The 16,615-nt window shown below is 68.4% G+C and carries 17 protein-coding genes; 7 read left to right on the forward strand and 10 right to left on the reverse strand.

Features of this window, described 5'->3' with window-relative positions; all coding sequences use genetic code 11:
• Positions 1-906 (forward strand): metal ABC transporter permease, encoded by a 906-nt coding sequence (locus tag NFL01S_RS19615; RefSeq protein WP_062977331.1) that lies wholly within the window; start codon positions 1-3, stop codon positions 904-906.
• Between the two features lie 291 nt (positions 907-1,197).
• On the opposite strand, the gene NFL01S_RS19620 is transcribed toward NFL01S_RS19615, so the two are convergent.
• The 7 genes from NFL01S_RS19620 to NFL01S_RS19650 all read right to left on the reverse strand — a co-directional run bounded on the left by NFL01S_RS19620 (position 1,198) and on the right by NFL01S_RS19650 (position 6,020).
• The gene (locus NFL01S_RS19620) at positions 1,198-1,881 is read right to left on the reverse strand and encodes a JAB domain-containing protein (protein WP_084492924.1); all 684 of its coding nucleotides are present in this window, start codon (positions 1,879-1,881) and stop codon (positions 1,198-1,200) included.
• Between the two features lie 68 nt (positions 1,882-1,949).
• Positions 1,950-2,147, reverse strand: a complete 198-nt coding sequence (locus tag NFL01S_RS19625) for a type II toxin-antitoxin system VapB family antitoxin (protein ID WP_062977332.1) — start codon at positions 2,145-2,147, stop codon at positions 1,950-1,952.
• A gap of 198 nt (positions 2,148-2,345) precedes the next feature.
• Complete coding sequence (locus NFL01S_RS19630; protein ID WP_062977334.1) at positions 2,346-3,596, reverse strand: SatS C-terminal domain-containing protein; 1,251 nt, start codon at positions 3,594-3,596, stop codon at positions 2,346-2,348.
• Between the two features lie 174 nt (positions 3,597-3,770).
• A complete protein-coding gene (locus NFL01S_RS19635) occupies positions 3,771-4,118 on the reverse strand; it encodes a YbaB/EbfC family nucleoid-associated protein (protein WP_062977336.1) in 348 nt (115 codons plus the stop codon).
• Positions 4,119-4,191: 73 nt separating this feature from the next.
• Entirely contained in the window at positions 4,192-4,542 is a 351-nt protein-coding gene (locus tag NFL01S_RS19640; protein ID WP_062977338.1) for a hypothetical protein, read from the reverse strand.
• 64 nt (positions 4,543-4,606) lie between these two features.
• Positions 4,607-5,701, reverse strand: a complete 1,095-nt coding sequence (locus tag NFL01S_RS19645; RefSeq protein WP_062977573.1) for a C40 family peptidase — start codon at positions 5,699-5,701, stop codon at positions 4,607-4,609.
• A 4-nt stretch (positions 5,702-5,705) separates the two neighbouring features.
• Positions 5,706-6,020 carry a type VII secretion target gene (locus NFL01S_RS19650; protein WP_062977575.1) on the reverse strand — a complete coding sequence of 105 codons (315 nt, stop codon included), beginning with the start codon at positions 6,018-6,020 and terminating at the stop codon, positions 5,706-5,708.
• Positions 6,021-6,171: 151 nt separating this feature from the next.
• On the opposite strand from NFL01S_RS19650, the gene upp reads away from it, so the two are divergent.
• The gene (gene upp / locus NFL01S_RS19655) at positions 6,172-6,795 is read left to right on the forward strand and encodes a uracil phosphoribosyltransferase (protein WP_062977339.1); all 624 of its coding nucleotides are present in this window, start codon (positions 6,172-6,174) and stop codon (positions 6,793-6,795) included.
• 6 nt (positions 6,796-6,801) lie between these two features.
• On the opposite strand, the gene NFL01S_RS19660 is transcribed toward upp, so the two are convergent.
• Both NFL01S_RS19660 and NFL01S_RS19665 read right to left on the reverse strand, forming a co-directional pair.
• Entirely contained in the window at positions 6,802-8,301 is a 1,500-nt protein-coding gene (locus tag NFL01S_RS19660) for a phospho-sugar mutase (RefSeq protein ID WP_062977340.1), read from the reverse strand.
• Positions 8,301-9,080, reverse strand: coding sequence for a purine-nucleoside phosphorylase (locus tag NFL01S_RS19665; RefSeq protein ID WP_062977341.1), 780 nt, complete (start codon positions 9,078-9,080; stop codon positions 8,301-8,303). Before NFL01S_RS19665 ends, NFL01S_RS19660 begins: the two co-directional genes overlap by 1 nt.
• Positions 9,081-9,188: 108 nt before the next feature.
• On the opposite strand from NFL01S_RS19665, the gene NFL01S_RS19670 reads away from it, so the two are divergent.
• Together NFL01S_RS19670 and NFL01S_RS19675 are read left to right on the forward strand one after the other, a co-directional pair.
• Entirely contained in the window at positions 9,189-9,893 is a 705-nt protein-coding gene (locus NFL01S_RS19670) for an enoyl-CoA hydratase-related protein (RefSeq protein ID WP_062977343.1), read from the forward strand.
• A 271-nt stretch (positions 9,894-10,164) separates the two neighbouring features.
• The gene (locus tag NFL01S_RS19675; protein WP_174555708.1) at positions 10,165-11,322 is read left to right on the forward strand and encodes a M20 family metallopeptidase; all 1,158 of its coding nucleotides are present in this window, start codon (positions 10,165-10,167) and stop codon (positions 11,320-11,322) included.
• 346 nt (positions 11,323-11,668) lie between these two features.
• Here NFL01S_RS19675 and NFL01S_RS19680 read toward each other — a convergent pair whose 3' ends face one another.
• Positions 11,669-12,148, reverse strand: coding sequence for a gamma-glutamylcyclotransferase family protein (locus tag NFL01S_RS19680; RefSeq protein ID WP_062977346.1), 480 nt, complete (start codon positions 12,146-12,148; stop codon positions 11,669-11,671).
• A gap of 212 nt (positions 12,149-12,360) precedes the next feature.
• Here NFL01S_RS19680 and NFL01S_RS19685 point away from each other — a divergent pair, with 212 nt between their 5' ends.
• The 3 genes from NFL01S_RS19685 (at position 12,361) to NFL01S_RS19695 (ending at position 16,546) form a co-directional block, all read left to right on the forward strand.
• The gene (locus NFL01S_RS19685) at positions 12,361-13,764 is read left to right on the forward strand and encodes an NAD(P)H-quinone dehydrogenase (protein WP_062977347.1); all 1,404 of its coding nucleotides are present in this window, start codon (positions 12,361-12,363) and stop codon (positions 13,762-13,764) included.
• Positions 13,765-14,325: 561 nt separating this feature from the next.
• Positions 14,326-15,366, forward strand: coding sequence for a hypothetical protein (locus tag NFL01S_RS19690; protein WP_245670794.1), 1,041 nt, complete (start codon positions 14,326-14,328; stop codon positions 15,364-15,366).
• A gap of 73 nt (positions 15,367-15,439) precedes the next feature.
• Positions 15,440-16,546, forward strand: a complete 1,107-nt coding sequence (locus NFL01S_RS19695) for a DUF8176 domain-containing protein (protein WP_062977349.1) — start codon at positions 15,440-15,442, stop codon at positions 16,544-16,546.
• The last annotated feature ends 69 nt before the right edge of the window (positions 16,547-16,615 follow it).

Here is a 16,615-nt window from a genome sequence, read left to right on the forward strand (position 1 = left end):
ATGGATATTGTGGAATTCCTGCTCGAACCGCTGCGGTACGCCTTCATGGTCCGTGCGTTGATCACGAGCCTGGTCGCCGCGATCGTCTGCGGTCTGCTCTCGTGCTGGCTGGTGCTGGTCGGCTGGTCGCTCATGGGCGACGCGGTGTCGCACGCCGTACTGCCCGGGGTGGTGCTCGCCTATATCGCCGGGGTCCCGTTCGCCGTCGGCGCGGTGATCTTCGGCTTCCTGGCCGTGGCACTGATCGGCCTGGTCCGCGATACCAGCCGGGTGAAAGAGGATGCCGCCATCGGCATCGTATTCACCACCCTGTTCGCCTTCGGCCTGGTACTGATCTCGGTGACACCCAGCGATACCGACCTCAACCACATCATCTTCGGCAATATCCTCGGCGTCGGTCCGGACGAGTTGGTGCAGATCGCCGTACTGGCCGCATTCGTCTTCGTGGTTCTCGTCCTCAAACGACGCGATTTCACGCTGTACGCCTTCGACCGTATCCACGCCTACGCCATCGGCCTGAATCCGCGCGTACTCGGCGCGACGCTTCTCGGCCTGCTCGCGCTGACAGCGGTCGTGGCGTTGCAGGCCGTCGGAGTGGTTCTGGTGGTGGCCATGCTGATCATCCCGGGCGCCACCGCCTACCTGCTCACCGATCGGTTCGGCCGGATGCTGGTGCTGGCCCCGGTCATTTCGGCGCTCTGTGCCCTCACCGGCCTCTACATCAGCTATTACGCCGATACTGCACCCGGTGCGACCATGGTTCTCGCGCAGGGCACGGTATTCACCGCGGTCTATCTGTTCGCACCCCGGCAGGGGCTCATCGGCTCCCGTCTGATGATCGCGCGCCGCCGCGCCCGCGACGGCAGGCCGACGGTCGCCGAGGACGCATCCGGTCTACCTGGTTAGCCACAGACGGTCCGACGTGTTCTCAGCGGGCCGATGGCTCCATGCGTCCTCGTGCGCAGGAGCCACTCGGCAGCCTGCGGTGATTCCGAGACCGGCCACCGGGGCAAGCGGTGCCGGTCCTACGGCGTTCGTATCCGTGAGTCACCAGCATGCGGGAGTGGCCGGAGTGCATGCCGGTCGCCGATCCACGGGCCGTTGCGGTCGCCGCGCTGTCCGGCTCTACCAGGCGTTACCCCGGTGATGGGACGGGGGTGCTACGTGTATGACGAACAGGCCACTCAGCAGAAGGGATCACCGGTCCGGCTCCTCGAGTGGCGCAGCGCGGCGCCAATCCTCACCGGCCAGCACCACATGGTCCAGAAATCGCAGGCCGACGGTATGTGCTGCCGCGGCGAGCACACTGCTGGCGCGCCGGTCGTCGAGACTGGGGGAGGGATCGCCGGAAGGGTGATTGTGTACGAGGGCGAAGGCACGACCGTCGTTGCGCAGCACGGTGTTGAGGATTTCGCGCACCGGCACCGCGACCTCGTCGATCGCGCCCTCGGCCACGAATACCGATCGCCGCAGCCGATTGCGCGAATCACAGACCAGCACGAGCAGCCGCTCGACCCGCGCCCCGGCGAACAGTGGAGCGGCCGCCAGCGCAACATCCTCGGCGCGCAACAGCGGTGGCGCGGGCACCGGGCCGAGCCGGGCGCGGGCGGCGAGTTGGAAGGCGGCGATGATCGCGGCGGCCTTGGCGGTGCCCACACCGCCGAGGCGGGCGAGCTCCTCCGGACGTGCCGAGGACAATCCGGTTACTCCGCCGAATTCGGCGAGCAGGGTGAAGGCCAGTTCGACCGCGCTCGCCCCGCGTCTGCCCTGACCGAGCAGCAGTGCCAGTAGTTCGCCGTCGTTCAGCGCCTGCGGGCCCAGTGCGTACAGCCGCTCACGTGGACGCTGGGTGACAGGCAGATCGGTGATCGGTACGGACATGATTCCCCCTCCGGACTCCGTATGCCCGGATCATGCCAAGGGGTACCGACAGTTCGCGTTGCGCGCCGTCACCTGTCGACGATCGCGGGCTGCGGTGACCGGTTCAGCGCCGACGCGGCCAACCGCTCGAAATGCCGGAGCTGTCGTTCATGGACCACGATCCGGCGCAGCGCCTCGTGAATGGTGGCCTTGTCGGTCCCCGTTCCCATGATCGCGCCGGCGGCCGCCAGCAGATCCTGATCCAGATCGATCCGCACTGTCGGCATGCGTCCTCCTTCGTACCTCTGCCCTGCTGCCGCGGTGCAGGCTGTCCCCGTCCGGAAGGCACCGGCCGGAGCTGCGCGACGGCAAACACCGCTGGCCAGACAGTTTGCCCAGTTCGTGCCGGTTTATCGACCGAATGGGCCTGCGTGTGTCCACATCGAGACCTACCGCTGCGCGGGCCGGGCGCCGACCGGGCCGGTTCAGCGCGGAGTCAGGCGGGATTCGAAATTGCGTTCCAGCTCACGCCAGCTCCGGGCCTCGGCGTCGAACGGCGGATTGGGTGCCATCCGAGTCGGGTCCGGGTTCAGCAGATAGGAGACGTACCAGCCGAGCGGAGTCGATTTCGCCAGGGCCTGCTCCACCGCGTCGTCCTCGGCGTAATCGGCGGCGTCGGTGAACAACTCCAGCACCAGATCCAGTTGTTCGGTGTCCACCGCCTCGGGGCCCTCGGCCAGGTCATCGGCCAGACCGGGCAGCACGTAGACGTTCTCGTCGGTGATCTCGACCTCCAGCGAGCCGTCCACCGCGGCGGTCTGCACCTCGGCGAAGGTACTCACCCGGGCGAGATCGTGTTCATGATCATCGGCGAGGTAGCGGGCCAGGGCGCGTTCGCTACCGAATACGGAAATGGACTTCTTGGCCCCGAGGAAAATCGGCTCGTCGTCGAGATAGCAGCGCAACGTGAAATATTCCGAATCCGACGTGACGATTTTGACGGGGTCGATCCCGACTTCCTCCCAGAACGTGAGGTCCTCGTCTTCGTCCTCCTCGTCGGCACTCAGATCGACGGGTTCGATATCGCTGTCGTCGTCGGTATCGGCGACATCGTCGGCGTCGACCTCGTTCTCCTCGGCGGCCAGTAATTCCGCCTCGGCCAGTGCCACCGCTTCGGCGTCCACGGAGGGGACACGCACCACAGAATCGATCGAATCCAGCACATCGTCCCAGCTCTTGGCCACCGCGGCGCCGATCTGATCCCAGAGGTCCAAGCCCTCGCGGCCGACGAACATGCCGGTACCACCGGCCAGTGCTCCGAGGGCGGGATGCGTGGCGAAGAACTTCGTCACCGTTTCGAGTTCGCAGACCTCGCCGATATTGCGGACCATGGCCAGCGTGTCCTCGAGCTCGGCGACGGTATCCACGTCGGGATCGCCGGCGGCCAGCTCCGGAACACCGACCAAGTCGAACGAGTAGTTGTCCTCGGGCTCCAGTTCAGCGGCCGACAGCCCGGCGACTACTTTCCAGGCGGGATGGTCGACCAGGTCGTTATCGGAGTCGGTCCGGATGAAGGCCGCCAGTTCGGCGACGGATTCGAAGCCGTACAGGGAGTCCTCGTGTCCTAGGAACGCTTCCCACTCGTCGTCCCCGTCACGCCAGCGCGGTGCCCAGAGGGTGACGAGATCGCCGTCGGTCAGTCCGAGCTCGATCGGGACGATGTCTCCAGAAGCCATACGCGGAAGCCTAATAGGTAGAGCAGGGCCGAGCCCACCCCTGGGCCGACCACAGCCGGAGCGGAAGATGGACGTACCCCGTGCGGTGCACGACCGGAGCATACGCCGAGGTGGCGCCGAGGGCACTGCGTGCTCGCCGCGACGCCTGCGAAACGAGCCCGCGACCGGCCGTGATCAGGCGTTACCGGGATAACCTCCGGCCGGTTGTGTATCCGGCTGCGCAGCCGGTGCGAATGATTCGTTCAGCGCGGCAACGACCTCCGAGCGCCGGCCGCCGGCCTCCTCGGCGGCCTGGCGGCATGCCGAGAGGATCAACTGTGCGGCTTCGGCGGGCGGGAGCGAGGTGACCCCCTCGGCGAGTTGTAAACCCACCAGGGCCCCTTCGCTGTCGATCTCCGCGCTCACCAGCCCGTCCTCGGTGGTGAACCGGCCCCGGATCTGTTTCAGTCCGTACAGCGCTGCTTCGAGCGCCTCCAGTTTCCGAGTGGCCCCCGCGACCAGGGCGTCCATTTCCGCGCTCATGCTCCATCCCTCCTGGATCCCCGTGGCGGCGCGCCGTGGTGATCCCGCGCGACCGGCAATTCGCAGCAGCGGCTCATACCGGCCGCATCCAGCTCGTCGGTCCGGTGTCGGCGTCGTCCATCCGGTCCAGTTCGTCGACCGCCTGTTGCCGGGTCGGCAAGCCCAGTTGGTCCAGGATCTCTGCGGGCATTCCGTTCTCGGCCAGCAGTTCCCGGCGTTTCGCCTTCGCCGCGATCGTCGAGCGCTTGGTCAGCCGCAGGATCTCATCGGCGAGTGCCTGTGCGCCGTAACGGTATTCGCTGCGCTCGAACTTGATCTCCACCGGCATACCCTGATCGGTGGCCCGTACCGACAGTGTGCCGGAACGATTCCTGCTCCCGGCTACGGTGACGTTCGGTATCTCGGGAACCTGCTGCTCACTCATACTTCTGTCCAGTCGTCATGATCGGATATCCGCCCATCGCGGGGCAGCCTGGTATATGGCCGGCTCATTCCGTCGGCCGGTAGAACCCGTAGAACTCCATCCCGCTGTTCTCGGTGCGCACGGAACCGACCTGGACCGGATCACCGGCCTCGACGATCTGGCCGTTGCCGATCACCATGGCCACGTGGCCGTCCCAGATCGCCAGATCCCCGGGCATGAGGTCGCCGGGGGCCACGGGTGTGGCGCCGTTGGCCTGCTCGTGGGCGAGGCGCGGTATCTCGACCCCGGCTTCGCCGTACGCGTATTTCGTCAGGCCGCTGCAGTCCAGACCGGCGCCCGGTGTGTTACCGCCCCAGACGTACGGGGTGCCGACGCAACCGAGGGCCGATTTCACCGCGGTAGCCGCTTTCTCGTTCGGCGCCTCCACGACACTGCCGTCGGGCAAGGTGATCTTGACGCCCTCACCGGAGGTGGTACCGGTGGAACTGGTCGTCTTACCCGGGGTTCCGGCGCTCGTTGTGGTGGTACTGCCGCTGGGGCTCGACATAGCGGTGCTCATCATCGTGCCGGCCACCCCGGCGACGCTGCTGAGGCCCGAGGTCACCGTGGAGATCGCCTGGCCGGCCACCGGTGCGGCGCTCGCGGCCGACGGTGTGGGCGGCGGCGGAGCGAGTTCGTTCATGGAGGCCGTATGGGTCTGTAGTTCGTTCTGCACCCGCCCCACAACACCCAGTGCCTGCCCCAGATGATCGATCGCGGACCCGACGAGCACCGTCAACCCGGCCGGAGTACCCAGTGTGGGGGCCATCGCGGTGGCGTTGTTCACGAACGACTGCGCGATGACGGTGAGATCCTTGTTGCCGGTTTCGACATGGGCCGCCGCCTGCCCCATCACCGTGGCCATCTCGTTGCCGCGGTCGGAGATACTCGCGGCGGAGGTCTGTACCCGCAAAGCCTTGGAGGTCGCCGCGTCGGCGCCGGTACCGTCCCAGGCGGTGTTCATCAGATTGATGCCCGTGCGGCCGAGCGAATGCACCTGATCGATCGCGGTGGACGCCGCCCGCAACGAATCACCCGGGCCGCCGGTGCCGAGCACGCCGGTGCCGAAACTGGCGAGCAGATCGAGGATCGGTTTGGCCAGTGCGCTGATATCGATCACCGCCTCACTCCCCGGCGGCACCGCGCAGGGCGGCCGCATTGCTGGTGTCGGCCTCGGCGTAACTCACGGCGGCCACACCCGCCGCCCCGCTCATGGTGCCCAGTACAGCGGACAATTGGCCGATCGTCGCGAGATGACCCGCATGCGCGGCAGCATAGGCAGCCAGGAAATCGCCACCGACCAGGCCGAAGATCGGCCCGAGGATCGCGGGCGCGGCACCCGCGGTCCCGGCCCCTGCCGCCGCGAGCTCGGAGGCCATCACCCCGGCAGTGGTGCCGTAGGCCGCGATGCCTTCGGCATCGGCTGAGATGTTCACCATCAGAGGTTCCCCCATCGACTTCGTTAACGGGCAGAGTATGTCATCTACCGGATTCGACGCACCGGCTTCCCGCTCGGTTCCACCGAAAGTCGAAATCCGGAAATCCCCGGCGCGACGGCGGCGCGCGCGGGTTCGACCTTATCGTTTCCCCATGCGTACGCACACCCTGGATCATCCGCTCGTGGCGAGCCTGCTGACCACGCTCCGCGACGAACGCACCCCCGACTCCGCCTTCCGGGCCGCGCTGCGCGACCTGTCCGGGCTACTGGTGTACGAGGCGCTGCGCGATGCGCAGGTGGAGTACTACGACATCGATACTCCGGTCACCGCCACCCGCGGTGTGCGCCTGGCCCGCCCGCCGTTGCTGGTGCCCGTGCTGCGGGCCGGCCTGGGCATGGTGGAGGCCGCCACCAATCTGATCCCGCAATCGAAAGTGGGGTTCGTCGGGGTCGCCCGGGACGAGCGGACCCACCGGCCCGTGCCCTACCTGGAATCGCTGCCCGAGGATCTGTCCACGACACCGGTCATGGTGCTGGATCCGATGCTGGCGACCGGTGGCTCCATGGTGCACACGCTGAAACTGCTGGCCGGGCGCGGAGCCATGGATATCACCGCGGTATGCGTGGTCTCGGCGCCGGAGGGGATCGCGGCGCTGGCCGGTTCGGGACTGCCCGTCCGGCTGGTGACCGCGGTGATCGATGACCGGCTCGACGAGGACGCGTTCATCGTGCCCGGGCTGGGTGACGCCGGGGATCGCCAGTTCGGGCCGCGGTGAGCGCGATCAATCCGCCAGGGCCCGGCAGTACGCGGACGCCGCCGAAAGACGTTGCCGGGCAGATTCTCTCGCGTTCGGTAGCGCGTCCCGGCCGGAAACCGGCTGAACCACCTCCAGATAGCATTTGAGCTTCGGTTCGGTACCCGAGGGCCGCACTACCAGTCGCAGGCCGTCACCGGTGAACAGCAGCGCATCCGTGCGCATCGGGCCGCGCAACTGCGCCATATCGGTGTAATCGACTGCGGTACCGGCGAGTTCCCGCGGCGGCGTCGTACGCAAGGTGTTCACCACCGCCGCCGCGGCCTGCTGGTCCGGCAGGCGCAGCGCGACCTGATCGCCGGCGTGCACTCCGAAGCGCAACGCGTAACCGTCGAGCTCGTCGAGCAGGGTGCGGCCCCGGGCACGCAGCCGCGCCACCAGATCGGCGGCCAGCACCGCGGCGGAGATACCGTCCTTGTCGCATACGGCCACCGGGTCCACGCAGTGACCGAGCGCCTCCTCGTACGCGTACACCAGACCGTCGCCCGCCCGGGTCAGCCATTTGAAGCCGGTCAGGGTTTCGGCGTAGCGGGCGCCGCGTTCGGCGGCCAGCCGGGACAGCAACCGCGACGAGACGATCGTGGTCGCCACCAGCGCATCCGGTGCGGCGGTTCGCAGTACGTCATCGGCCAGCAGTACACCGGTCTCGTCGCCGCGCAGCATGCGCCATCCCGCGGGGGTGGGCACGCCGAGCGCGCAGCGGTCCGCATCGGGGTCGAGGGCGATGGCCAGGTCGGCATCGACCCGCTCGGCCAGTCGCAGCAGCAGATCGGCGGCGCCGGGCTCCTCGGGATTCGGGAACGCGACCGTGGGGAAATCCGGGTCGGGGGTGAACTGTTCGGCCACCGTGTGGATATCGGTGAACCCGGCCGCGGTGAGCGCCTGCACTACCGTGACGCCGCCCACTCCGTGCAGCGGTGTGAGCGCGATCCGGATCCGCGCGCGTTCGCCCGGGCCACCGATCAGCTGCGGCAGCTGGGCGACCCGCGCGAGGTAGCGGGAGTACGAGTCGCTGCCCGAGACTTCCACCGGGGTACGCGGGATCGGTTCGGTCACCGCCGCGATCCGCTGCTCGATCTCGGTATCGGCGGGAGCGAGCAACTGTGCGCCACCGTCGACGTACACCTTGTAGCCGTTGTCGGCGGGCGGATTGTGCGAAGCGGTGATCTGGACGCCGGCCACCGCGCCGAGTGCGCGGACGGCGTAAGCGGTCACCGGGGTGGGCCACGGTTCGGGTAACCGGACCACCGGGAAACCGGCCGCGGCCAGCACTTCGGCGGTGACCTCGGCGAACTCCGCCGACCCGTGCCGGGCGTCGCGGCCGACCACCACTCGTCCACCGCCCAGGCATCGGTCCCGTAGCCACGCCGCGAGGCCCGCGGTCGCATGGGCGACGGTGGTCTCGTTCATTCGGTCCGGCCCCGGACCCAGCGGGCCCCGCAGACCCGCGGTGCCGAAGGTGAGCACTACAGCTGCTCCAGCAGCCCGCGCAGCAGTTTGCCGAGCCGGGGCGCGGCGGCCTGTCCTTCGGCCAGTACCTCGGCGTGTGCCAGCGGCGCCCCGGTGACACCGGCCGCCAGGTTGGTGACCAGCGAGATCCCGAGCAGCCGGGCACCCAGTGCGCGCGCCGCGATGGCCTCGAGCACCGTGGACATCCCGACCAGGTCGGCTCCGATGGTGGCCAGCATGCGGATTTCCGCGGGTGTCTCGTACTGCGGTCCGGTGAGCCCGGCGTATACGCCGTCGGTGAGATCGGGGTCGATCCGGCGGGCGAGGTGACGCAGTTCCGGATCCCAGGCATCCACCATGTCGACGAATGTGGGCCCGGTGAGGGCGGTCGCACCGGTGAGGTTGATGTGATCGCGCACCAGCACCGCCTCCCCGACGCGCAGGCCGGGCCGGATACCGCCGGCGGCGTTGGTCAGGATGACCGTTTCGGCGCCCGCCGCCACCGCGGTCCGCACCGGATGAACCACCTCGGCGGGGGAGTATCCCTCGTAGAGGTGCTGGCGGCCCATGAGGACCAGGGCGTCGGTATCACCGGCCGATACCGACAGCACCCGGCCGATATGGCCCTGTGCGGTGGGCGCGGCGAATCCCGGTAGCTCCGGCATGGGGATTTCGGCATTGGGGACGCCGAGTTCGGTGGCGGCGTCCTGCCACCCCGAACCCAGCACTATCGCGACCCGGTGCCGGGCCACGGAGGTCCGGGCGGCGATTTCCTGGGCAGCCTCGTCGGCAAGCATGGCGGTAAGTCTATGGCCTCCGGACGCCGCGGACCGGTGTCATACCGAATGTGGTGACCGGCGACGACCGCTGTGGGAGTCCGATAGTCCTGCGGATACGCTGCACATATGCCGTACCTGGAACGCGTGGGGAACGTTTTCGTATTGTCGCTGGGGAACGAGGGCCAGACAGACAGCGAGAACCGCTTCGGCCACGACTGGCTCGACGAGACGCATGCCCTGCTGGATACCGTGGAAGCGAGTTCGGGGCCCGCGGCCCTGGTCACGACGGCCACCGGAAAATTCTTCAGCAATGGCCTCGACACCGACTGGCTGTTCGCCAACCTCGACCGGATGCACGGTTATCTCGATCTCGTACACGGTCTGTTCAGCCGGATCCTGGCTTTCCCGCTGCCCACCCTGGCCGCGGTGAACGGGCATGCGTTCGGTGCCGGCGCCATGCTCGCGAGCGCGCACGATTTCCGGATCATGCGCGCCGATCGCGGATTCTGGTGCCTTCCCGAGGTGCATCTCGGGATGCCGTTCACGCTCGGGATGAATGCCCTGGTCACGGGACGGCTGACCAATCAGGTTGCGCTCACCGCGATGACCACGGGCCATCGGTACGGCGGTCCGGAGGCATACGCCGCCGGTATCGTCGACGAGACCGCCGACGCCGCCGGCCTGCGCGATACCGCCGTCGCCCGGGCCGATGCCCTGGCGGCCAACCGGAACGCCGGCCTTCCGGTGATCAAACGTTCCCTGCACGCGGCGACGCTGGCCGCGCTGGCGGTCCCGACCACCCCGGACAACCTGGAATTCGCCAAGAGTTAGCATCCGGGTATCCGTTTCGTTGTCACTGTTCCGGTGGTCACACCCGGGACGTCGCCGGGCGCGGATCCGGCCGTGGTGGGAAACTGGTGGTGACGGCCGTTCTACGGGGGGACGAGTGGAACCGCCGCCTGTACCGCGACCCAGGTCGCGGGCGATATGTGTTACGGGCCGGTCCCGGCACGTTGAGAAGTGGTTCGCAGCTGCTCGTTCTACGACAGGAGGATATTCGGTGAGCACATCCGGCCGTTCGGTGCGCGACGGACAGGACGCGGTGACGGCGTGGCTGGCCGAGCACACGGTCGATCTCGTGCAGTGGCGACGGCATCTGCACGCGAACCCCGAGCTCTCCCGCACCGAATTCGCCACCACCGAATTCGTCGGCACGTGGCTGACAAAGGCCGGCCTGTCGTTCCGGGTGCTGCCCAGCGGTACGGGCCTGATCTGCGATATCGGCCCGGAGAATGCGCCCAGGATCGCCTTGCGCGCCGATATGGACGCGCTGCCGCTCCAGGAGTTCACCGGCCGGGATTTCGCCTCCACCGTCCCCGGCGTATCCCATGCCTGCGGCCACGATGCGCACACCGCCGTCCTGCTCGGGACCGCGCTGGCCCTGGCCGACGTGGAGTTGCCCGTCGGGGTCCGGTTGATCTTCCAGCATGCCGAGGAAGTGATGCCCGGTGGCGCCCTGGACATGGTCGCCGAAGGTGCGATGACCGGGGTCGACCGCGTTTTCGCCCTGCACTGCGATCCGCGGCTCGAGGTGGGCCGCGTGGGTATCCGGGTCGGTGCGATCACCTCCGCGGCCGACACCGTGGAACTGGTTCTGGACTCGCCCGGCGGACATACCTCCCGCCCCCACCTGACCAGTGATCTCGTCTACGCCATCGGCACGGTCATCACCGGCCTGCCCGGCCTGCTCAGCCGGCGGATCGACCCGCGCACCAGCACTGTCATGGTCTGGGGCGCGGTGAGCGCCGGGAAAGCGCCCAACGCCATACCGCAGACGGGGATGCTCACCGGGACCGTCCGCACCGGCGATCACGCCACCTGGTCGCTGCTGGAACCGCTGGTGCGGGAGATAGTCGACGGGCTCCTCGCACCGACCGGTGTGCGATACCAGCTCGACTACCGGCGCGGCGTACCGCCGGTCGTGAACGACGAACAGTCGGTGCGGATGCTCAGCGACGCGGTCCGGGGTATCGGCCCGGACGCGCTCGCCGATACCCCGCAGTCCGGCGGCGGTGAGGATTTCTCGTGGTACCTGGAAGAAGTCCCGGGAGCGATGGCCCGGCTCGGCGTCTGGTCCGGTACCGGCCCTCAGCTGGACCTGCACCAATCCACCTTCGATATCGACGAACGCGCCCTGGAGATCGGCGTCCGGACCTTCACCAACCTCGTCCTGCAGGCCGGCCGGGAACTCGCCGTCTGACCTGCGCGGACGTATCCGCCACGGACTCTGCCGGGCAGTAGCCTCGTCAGCCGGACCCGACACCGCCTACCGGCGCTGCCGAGTACCGGCAGCCACGGGAAGTGTCGCCACTCGTGAACCAGGAGCGCTGCCGAGTCCAGCGTCGGGCGCGCGGAGTATGCCCGGCGCCGAATAGGTATGACCAGCCGGGCCGCCGAGCTCGCCGTCGTCGCCGAAGTCGCGATGCGCGCGGTGAGGCACGTGGCGAAGCATCGGTCCGTGCTCGATGCGATGCGGCGCAGCCGCGAGCAGGGACCAGGGCGGGCCGAAACCCCGCGCCGACGGAGTCGGCGCCAAGGGGTACAGCTCAGCTGAAGTTGTTACCCGGGCCGACATTGCGGCTGTTGCGGGTGCGCAGGGCATGTACGTAGTCCGCTGGGGCACCGGCTTTTTCGGCGGCATCTGCCATCACGCCCAGGTAGCGGGCCGAGGGAAGTCCGCCCTCGTAGGCGTCGAGAACGTACAACCACGCCAGGATGGGTTCGGTGCCGCTACCGGGGCTCGGGCTCACGCGGAGGCGGATCTTGCGGTGGATCCCGAAATCCGATCCCTCCCATCGGTCCAATCGCTGCTCGTCTTCCGGCGAGACGTCGTAGAGCACCACGAAGACCCGGGAACCCGGCTCTTCGACGACGGTGGCCAGCGGGCCTTCCCAGCCGATGTCGTCCCCGCTGAAGGTGAGGCGCCAGCCCTCCAGCCAGCCCGTCCCGAACATGGGGGAGTGCGGACAGCGCTCGAGCATCTGGGTCGAATCCATATTGGACCCGTAGGCAGCGTAGATCGGCACACCGGCAGCTTAGTTGTGTTCCGGGCCGCACCGATACGGGGCGTCGTAATTGGTGCCGTGGGATCTGCTTCGAGGGCGGTTACGGGCGCCTGCTACCCCGCCCGGACTGTCGATGAGATCCGCTGAACAGCACCGACTAGGCTTGTCTCGGCGAGTGAGGGCCGCGACGCTGCCGCGCGCCGGGCGCGGGTGATCAGGGACAGGGGAAGTTTATGACCCGCATTGCAATCATCGGTGGCGGACCCGCAGGCTACGAGGCGGCGCTGGTCGCGGCACAGCACGGCGCGCAGGTCGTGCTGATCGATTCCGACGGTATCGGCGGGGCGTGCGTGCTCTGGGACTGTGTCCCGTCCAAAACGTTCATCGCATCCACCGGGATCCGCACCGATCTGCGGCGGGCCCGCAATCTGGGGATAACGCTGGATCCGAGCCAGGCCGAGGTGCGGTTGCCGGAGGTCAACGAGCGTGTGAAGGCGCTGGCGCTGGCGCAGTCGTCGGATATCCGGTCCAAGTTGCAGGCCGCGGGTGTCCGGGTGCTGCCGGGCTGGGGCCGGCTGGCAGGTCCGGGAGAGGGCCGGGCGACTCACCGGGTCGCGGTGGCCTGCCCGGATGCCGCCGACGAGACCGTGGAGGCCGAGGTGGTGCTGATCGCTACGGGAGCCTCGCCGCGAGTTCTGGCCGGGGCCGAGCCCGATGGGGAGCGGATTCTGAACTGGCGCCAGCTCTACGATCTGGCCGAACTGCCGGAAACCCTGGTGGTGGTCGGTTCGGGTGTTACGGGCGCGGAATTCGTCTCCGCGTACACCGAAATGGGTGTTCGCGTGGTCCTGGTCTCCAGCCGGGACCGGGTGCTGCCGGGCGAGGACGCCGATGCCGCACTGGTTCTCGAGGACGCGTTCGCCGAGCGCGGTGTGGAGCTGGTGAAACATGCTCGCGCCGACAAGGTGGAACGCACGGCCGACGGCGTCTTGGTCACTCTTTCCGACGGTCGCACAGTTACCGGCTCGCATGCCCTCATGACCGTCGGCTCGACGCCGAACACCACAGGTCTCGGGCTGGAGGAGACCGGCCTCGAACTCGACCGCGGCGGATACCTGCGGGTGGACCGGGTCTCGCGCACACCGGTTCCGGGCATCTATGCGGCCGGCGACTGCACCGGCCTGTTACCGCTGGCCTCGGTGGCCGCCATGCAGGGCCGGATCGCGATGTACCACGCGCTCGGTGAGGGCGTGAGCCCGATCCGCCTGAAAACCGTGGCCTCGGCGGTCTTCACCCGTCCCGAGATCGCGACGGTCGGGGTGAGCCAGACCGCCATCGACAACGGCGAGGTACCGGCCCGGACGGTGATGCTCCCGCTGAACACCAATCCACGCGCCAAGATGTCGGGGTTGCGCCGCGGTTTCGTGAAGATCTTCTGCCGTCCGGCGACGGGCGTGGTGATCGGTGGTGTCGTGGTCGCGCCCATCGCCTCGGAACTGATTCTGCCGATCGCGCTCGCGGTGCAGAACAATCTCACGGTCAACGATCTGGCACAGACGTTCTCGGTCTATCCCTCACTCACCGGCTCGGTCATGGAGGCGGCCCGCCAGCTCATGCGCCACGACGATCTGGGCTGACTCCGATCCCGGGTCGCGCCGGCTCCGTCGCCGTCGTATCCGGCGAGGCCGACGGCCTCGTGCGCGCCGGTGGACGCTTCCGCCGGCACCGGCCCCAGTCCGCAGGGCGCCGCCGAACCCGAAATGCCCAGCGCCGGCACGGAGTTCAGTGAGATGCGCGTAAGATCGGCCCCACGGACCCGACGTAACCCACCCGCAGCGCCGAGTCTTACGAGGCCCTGAAAGGTTTCGGCCCGTCGGTGCTGTCCGTGCTCGATGCGATGCGGCGAAGCCGCGAGTGTCGAGTGCGGACAGCAGGGACCTCGGGGGGCCGAAACCCGTGGCGCCGCAGGCGCCGCAAATAAACACAGCACAGATTGCCGGACGGGCTCGGGTGTGGTTGACTTCCGAGGCAGAGATTGCGATCGGCGGGCGGTCGCGAAGTTTGGTGCCGGGGGGTTCGTCCTTTCGGACTCGGACAGCGAACGGCCCACTCAGGCCACCGCTGGAGTCGTGTCTCAGATGAGGCAGAACTGGTTGCGGTGCACAGGTGCCGCCGCATCCGGGAAAGGGATTGGGCGAATGGTGAAACATCGTAAGCCGAGCCGGGCGACTCGGGCGGTGGCGAGCACTTCGCTGCCGCTTGCGACCGCAGCGGCCATGGCCATCTTCGCATCGCCGGCGGGGGCCGTTCCGGGTGACCAGCCGACCACGCCGACAACTCCGGCGCCCGCTCAGCCGGGTGCCACGCCGGAGCAGGAGGGGCCGGAGACCACGCCGAGCCAGCCCGGTGTGCAGAACGAGGGCGAACAGAGCCGGGACGGGAACGGCGAGGAGTCGGGTAGTACTCCTACGCCGAGCCAGCCCGGTGTGACGACGCCGAAGCCGGGTGAGGAAGGCGAGCAGGCTCTTACGGGGCCGACTCAGCCGGGTGTCACCACGCCGCGTGTGGCGCCGCTGCCCGTACCGGGTCAGGACGATCCGGTACAGCCGGCGATTGCGCCGGACAAGCCCGAGGGTGAGCAGCCCGCGGCGCCGGGGCAGCCGGGCGATCGGCCGGCCGACGCCGAGACCGAGGGTGACGCACAGGCCGCGGAGCCGGGCACCGAGACCCTGGTCCAGCCGCAGGCCCCTCAGTGGGAGGCCCCGCGCCTGGAGTCGGCGCCGGTGGCGCCGGTGGTCGAGATGCAGGGCGCGCATATGGAGGTCGGTGCCGCCATCGACGGTGGTTCGCTCGCGCCGGGGCATTTCGCCAATACGCATCACTTCACGAACCAGTCGGGGTATGTCGGTACGGCCGGTTTCCGTACCCCCACGGGCACCGGCGAGGCCGGTATCGCGGTGGAGTTCGTCGACGAGAACACCATCAATGTCTCCACCTTCACCGGTGGGAACGGGCTGCCGGACAACCGACTCGATCATACGATCGACACCACCCCGGTGAACAACGCCAAGGCGGCTGTCGAGCACTGGATCGCCATGCAGCCGGGCGGTGCGGACGCACTGAAGGCCGCGGCCGAGATCCCGCCGCCCCCGCCGCTGCTGCCGCCGGGTAACTACCCGGAGCAGTCGATCAACGTCGCTGGTGTCAACACCCAGTGGGGTGGTTCGCTCCAGTACTGATACGAGTGAAATCTTGCCGGGTGGGGCGGTCGGGCACGGCCGCCCCACCCGCGTGTCTCGAAAGGGATGGGCCGTGACCGGCGAGGGCGAAGATAAAGGGCGCGAATCCGACCGGGCGGATTTCGGTCCGCCCACGGGTGATTTCGGGCCGCCGGTATCGGAGTTCGGGCCCCCGGTGTCGGAGTTCGGCCCGCCGACCGGCGACCTACCGGTGCAGGGCTGGCAACCGGCAGGCGCGGAGAACTCGGAGCTGGCTTGGCGGCCGGCCGACGGCGCCCCGGGCACGGCACCGGGGCCGCCGACGGTTCCTGCGCCGCCGCCGCAGTACCGTGCGCCGGACAGTTCCACACCGGCCTACCCGGCGACCGGTGATTCCGCGCCGGTGACACGTCCACGGCCGGGGGGTGCCGATGACGCGACAGTGCGTCATTCCCTGCCCGCGGATCCAGCGCCTCAGCGCCGACCGGGTGCCGATCGGGTACCCGAGTCGGAACAGGCGACAGTCCGGCACGATGCCGCGGATCTGCGCTGGCCCGGTTCCGAACCGGGCGATCGCGGAGATGAGCCCGTGCGGCCGCGTTCGGGCGGCCTGTCCTGGGACAGCGACCCGATCGCACAGAAACTCACGCCCCAGTCGGTGACGAGCGCACTGGCCGAGAAACCGCGTCGCGAGCTGCCCGTCGGCACCATTGTCGCGGTGGCGGCGGTGATCGTTGCGTTCATCGCGGTCGGCGTGGCGATCGTCGTGGTCCGGGGTGGTGGCGGCGAAGGGGGCACCGGGCCCACCGCGGAGGCGATCGAGGGGTTGAGTTGCCCGGCCACGCAGGACGGCGCGGTCACGGTGGGGAACGGTGCGGGCGATACGACGAGCGGGCCGGACGCCGTACTCGGATTCCAGCACGCCTTCTACGTCCAGCGCAGCGGTAGTGCTGCGCGGGAGTTCGTGGCTGTGGATTCGCCGGCCATTTCCTCCGCCGAGACCATCCAAGCCGGGATCGACGAGCAGATCCCGGCCGGTACGCAGCATTGTGTGCGGATCACCGAGCGGACGGCGAATACGTTCGATGTGGATCTCACCGAACGCCGGCCGAACGGCGTGACGACTGTGTACAAGCAGACGGTAACCACGGTGGAGCGCGACGGTAAGACGTTGTTGTGGATTATCGAGGACCGCCGCTGATCCCACGATCTGAGATGACAGTTTCATATTTTGGTTTTCATGGGATGATTGGGTATCGACCAGGCGATA

Source organism: Nocardia flavorosea NBRC 108225 (genome assembly GCF_001613385.1).
Classification (GTDB): domain Bacteria; phylum Actinomycetota; class Actinomycetes; order Mycobacteriales; family Mycobacteriaceae; genus Nocardia; species Nocardia flavorosea.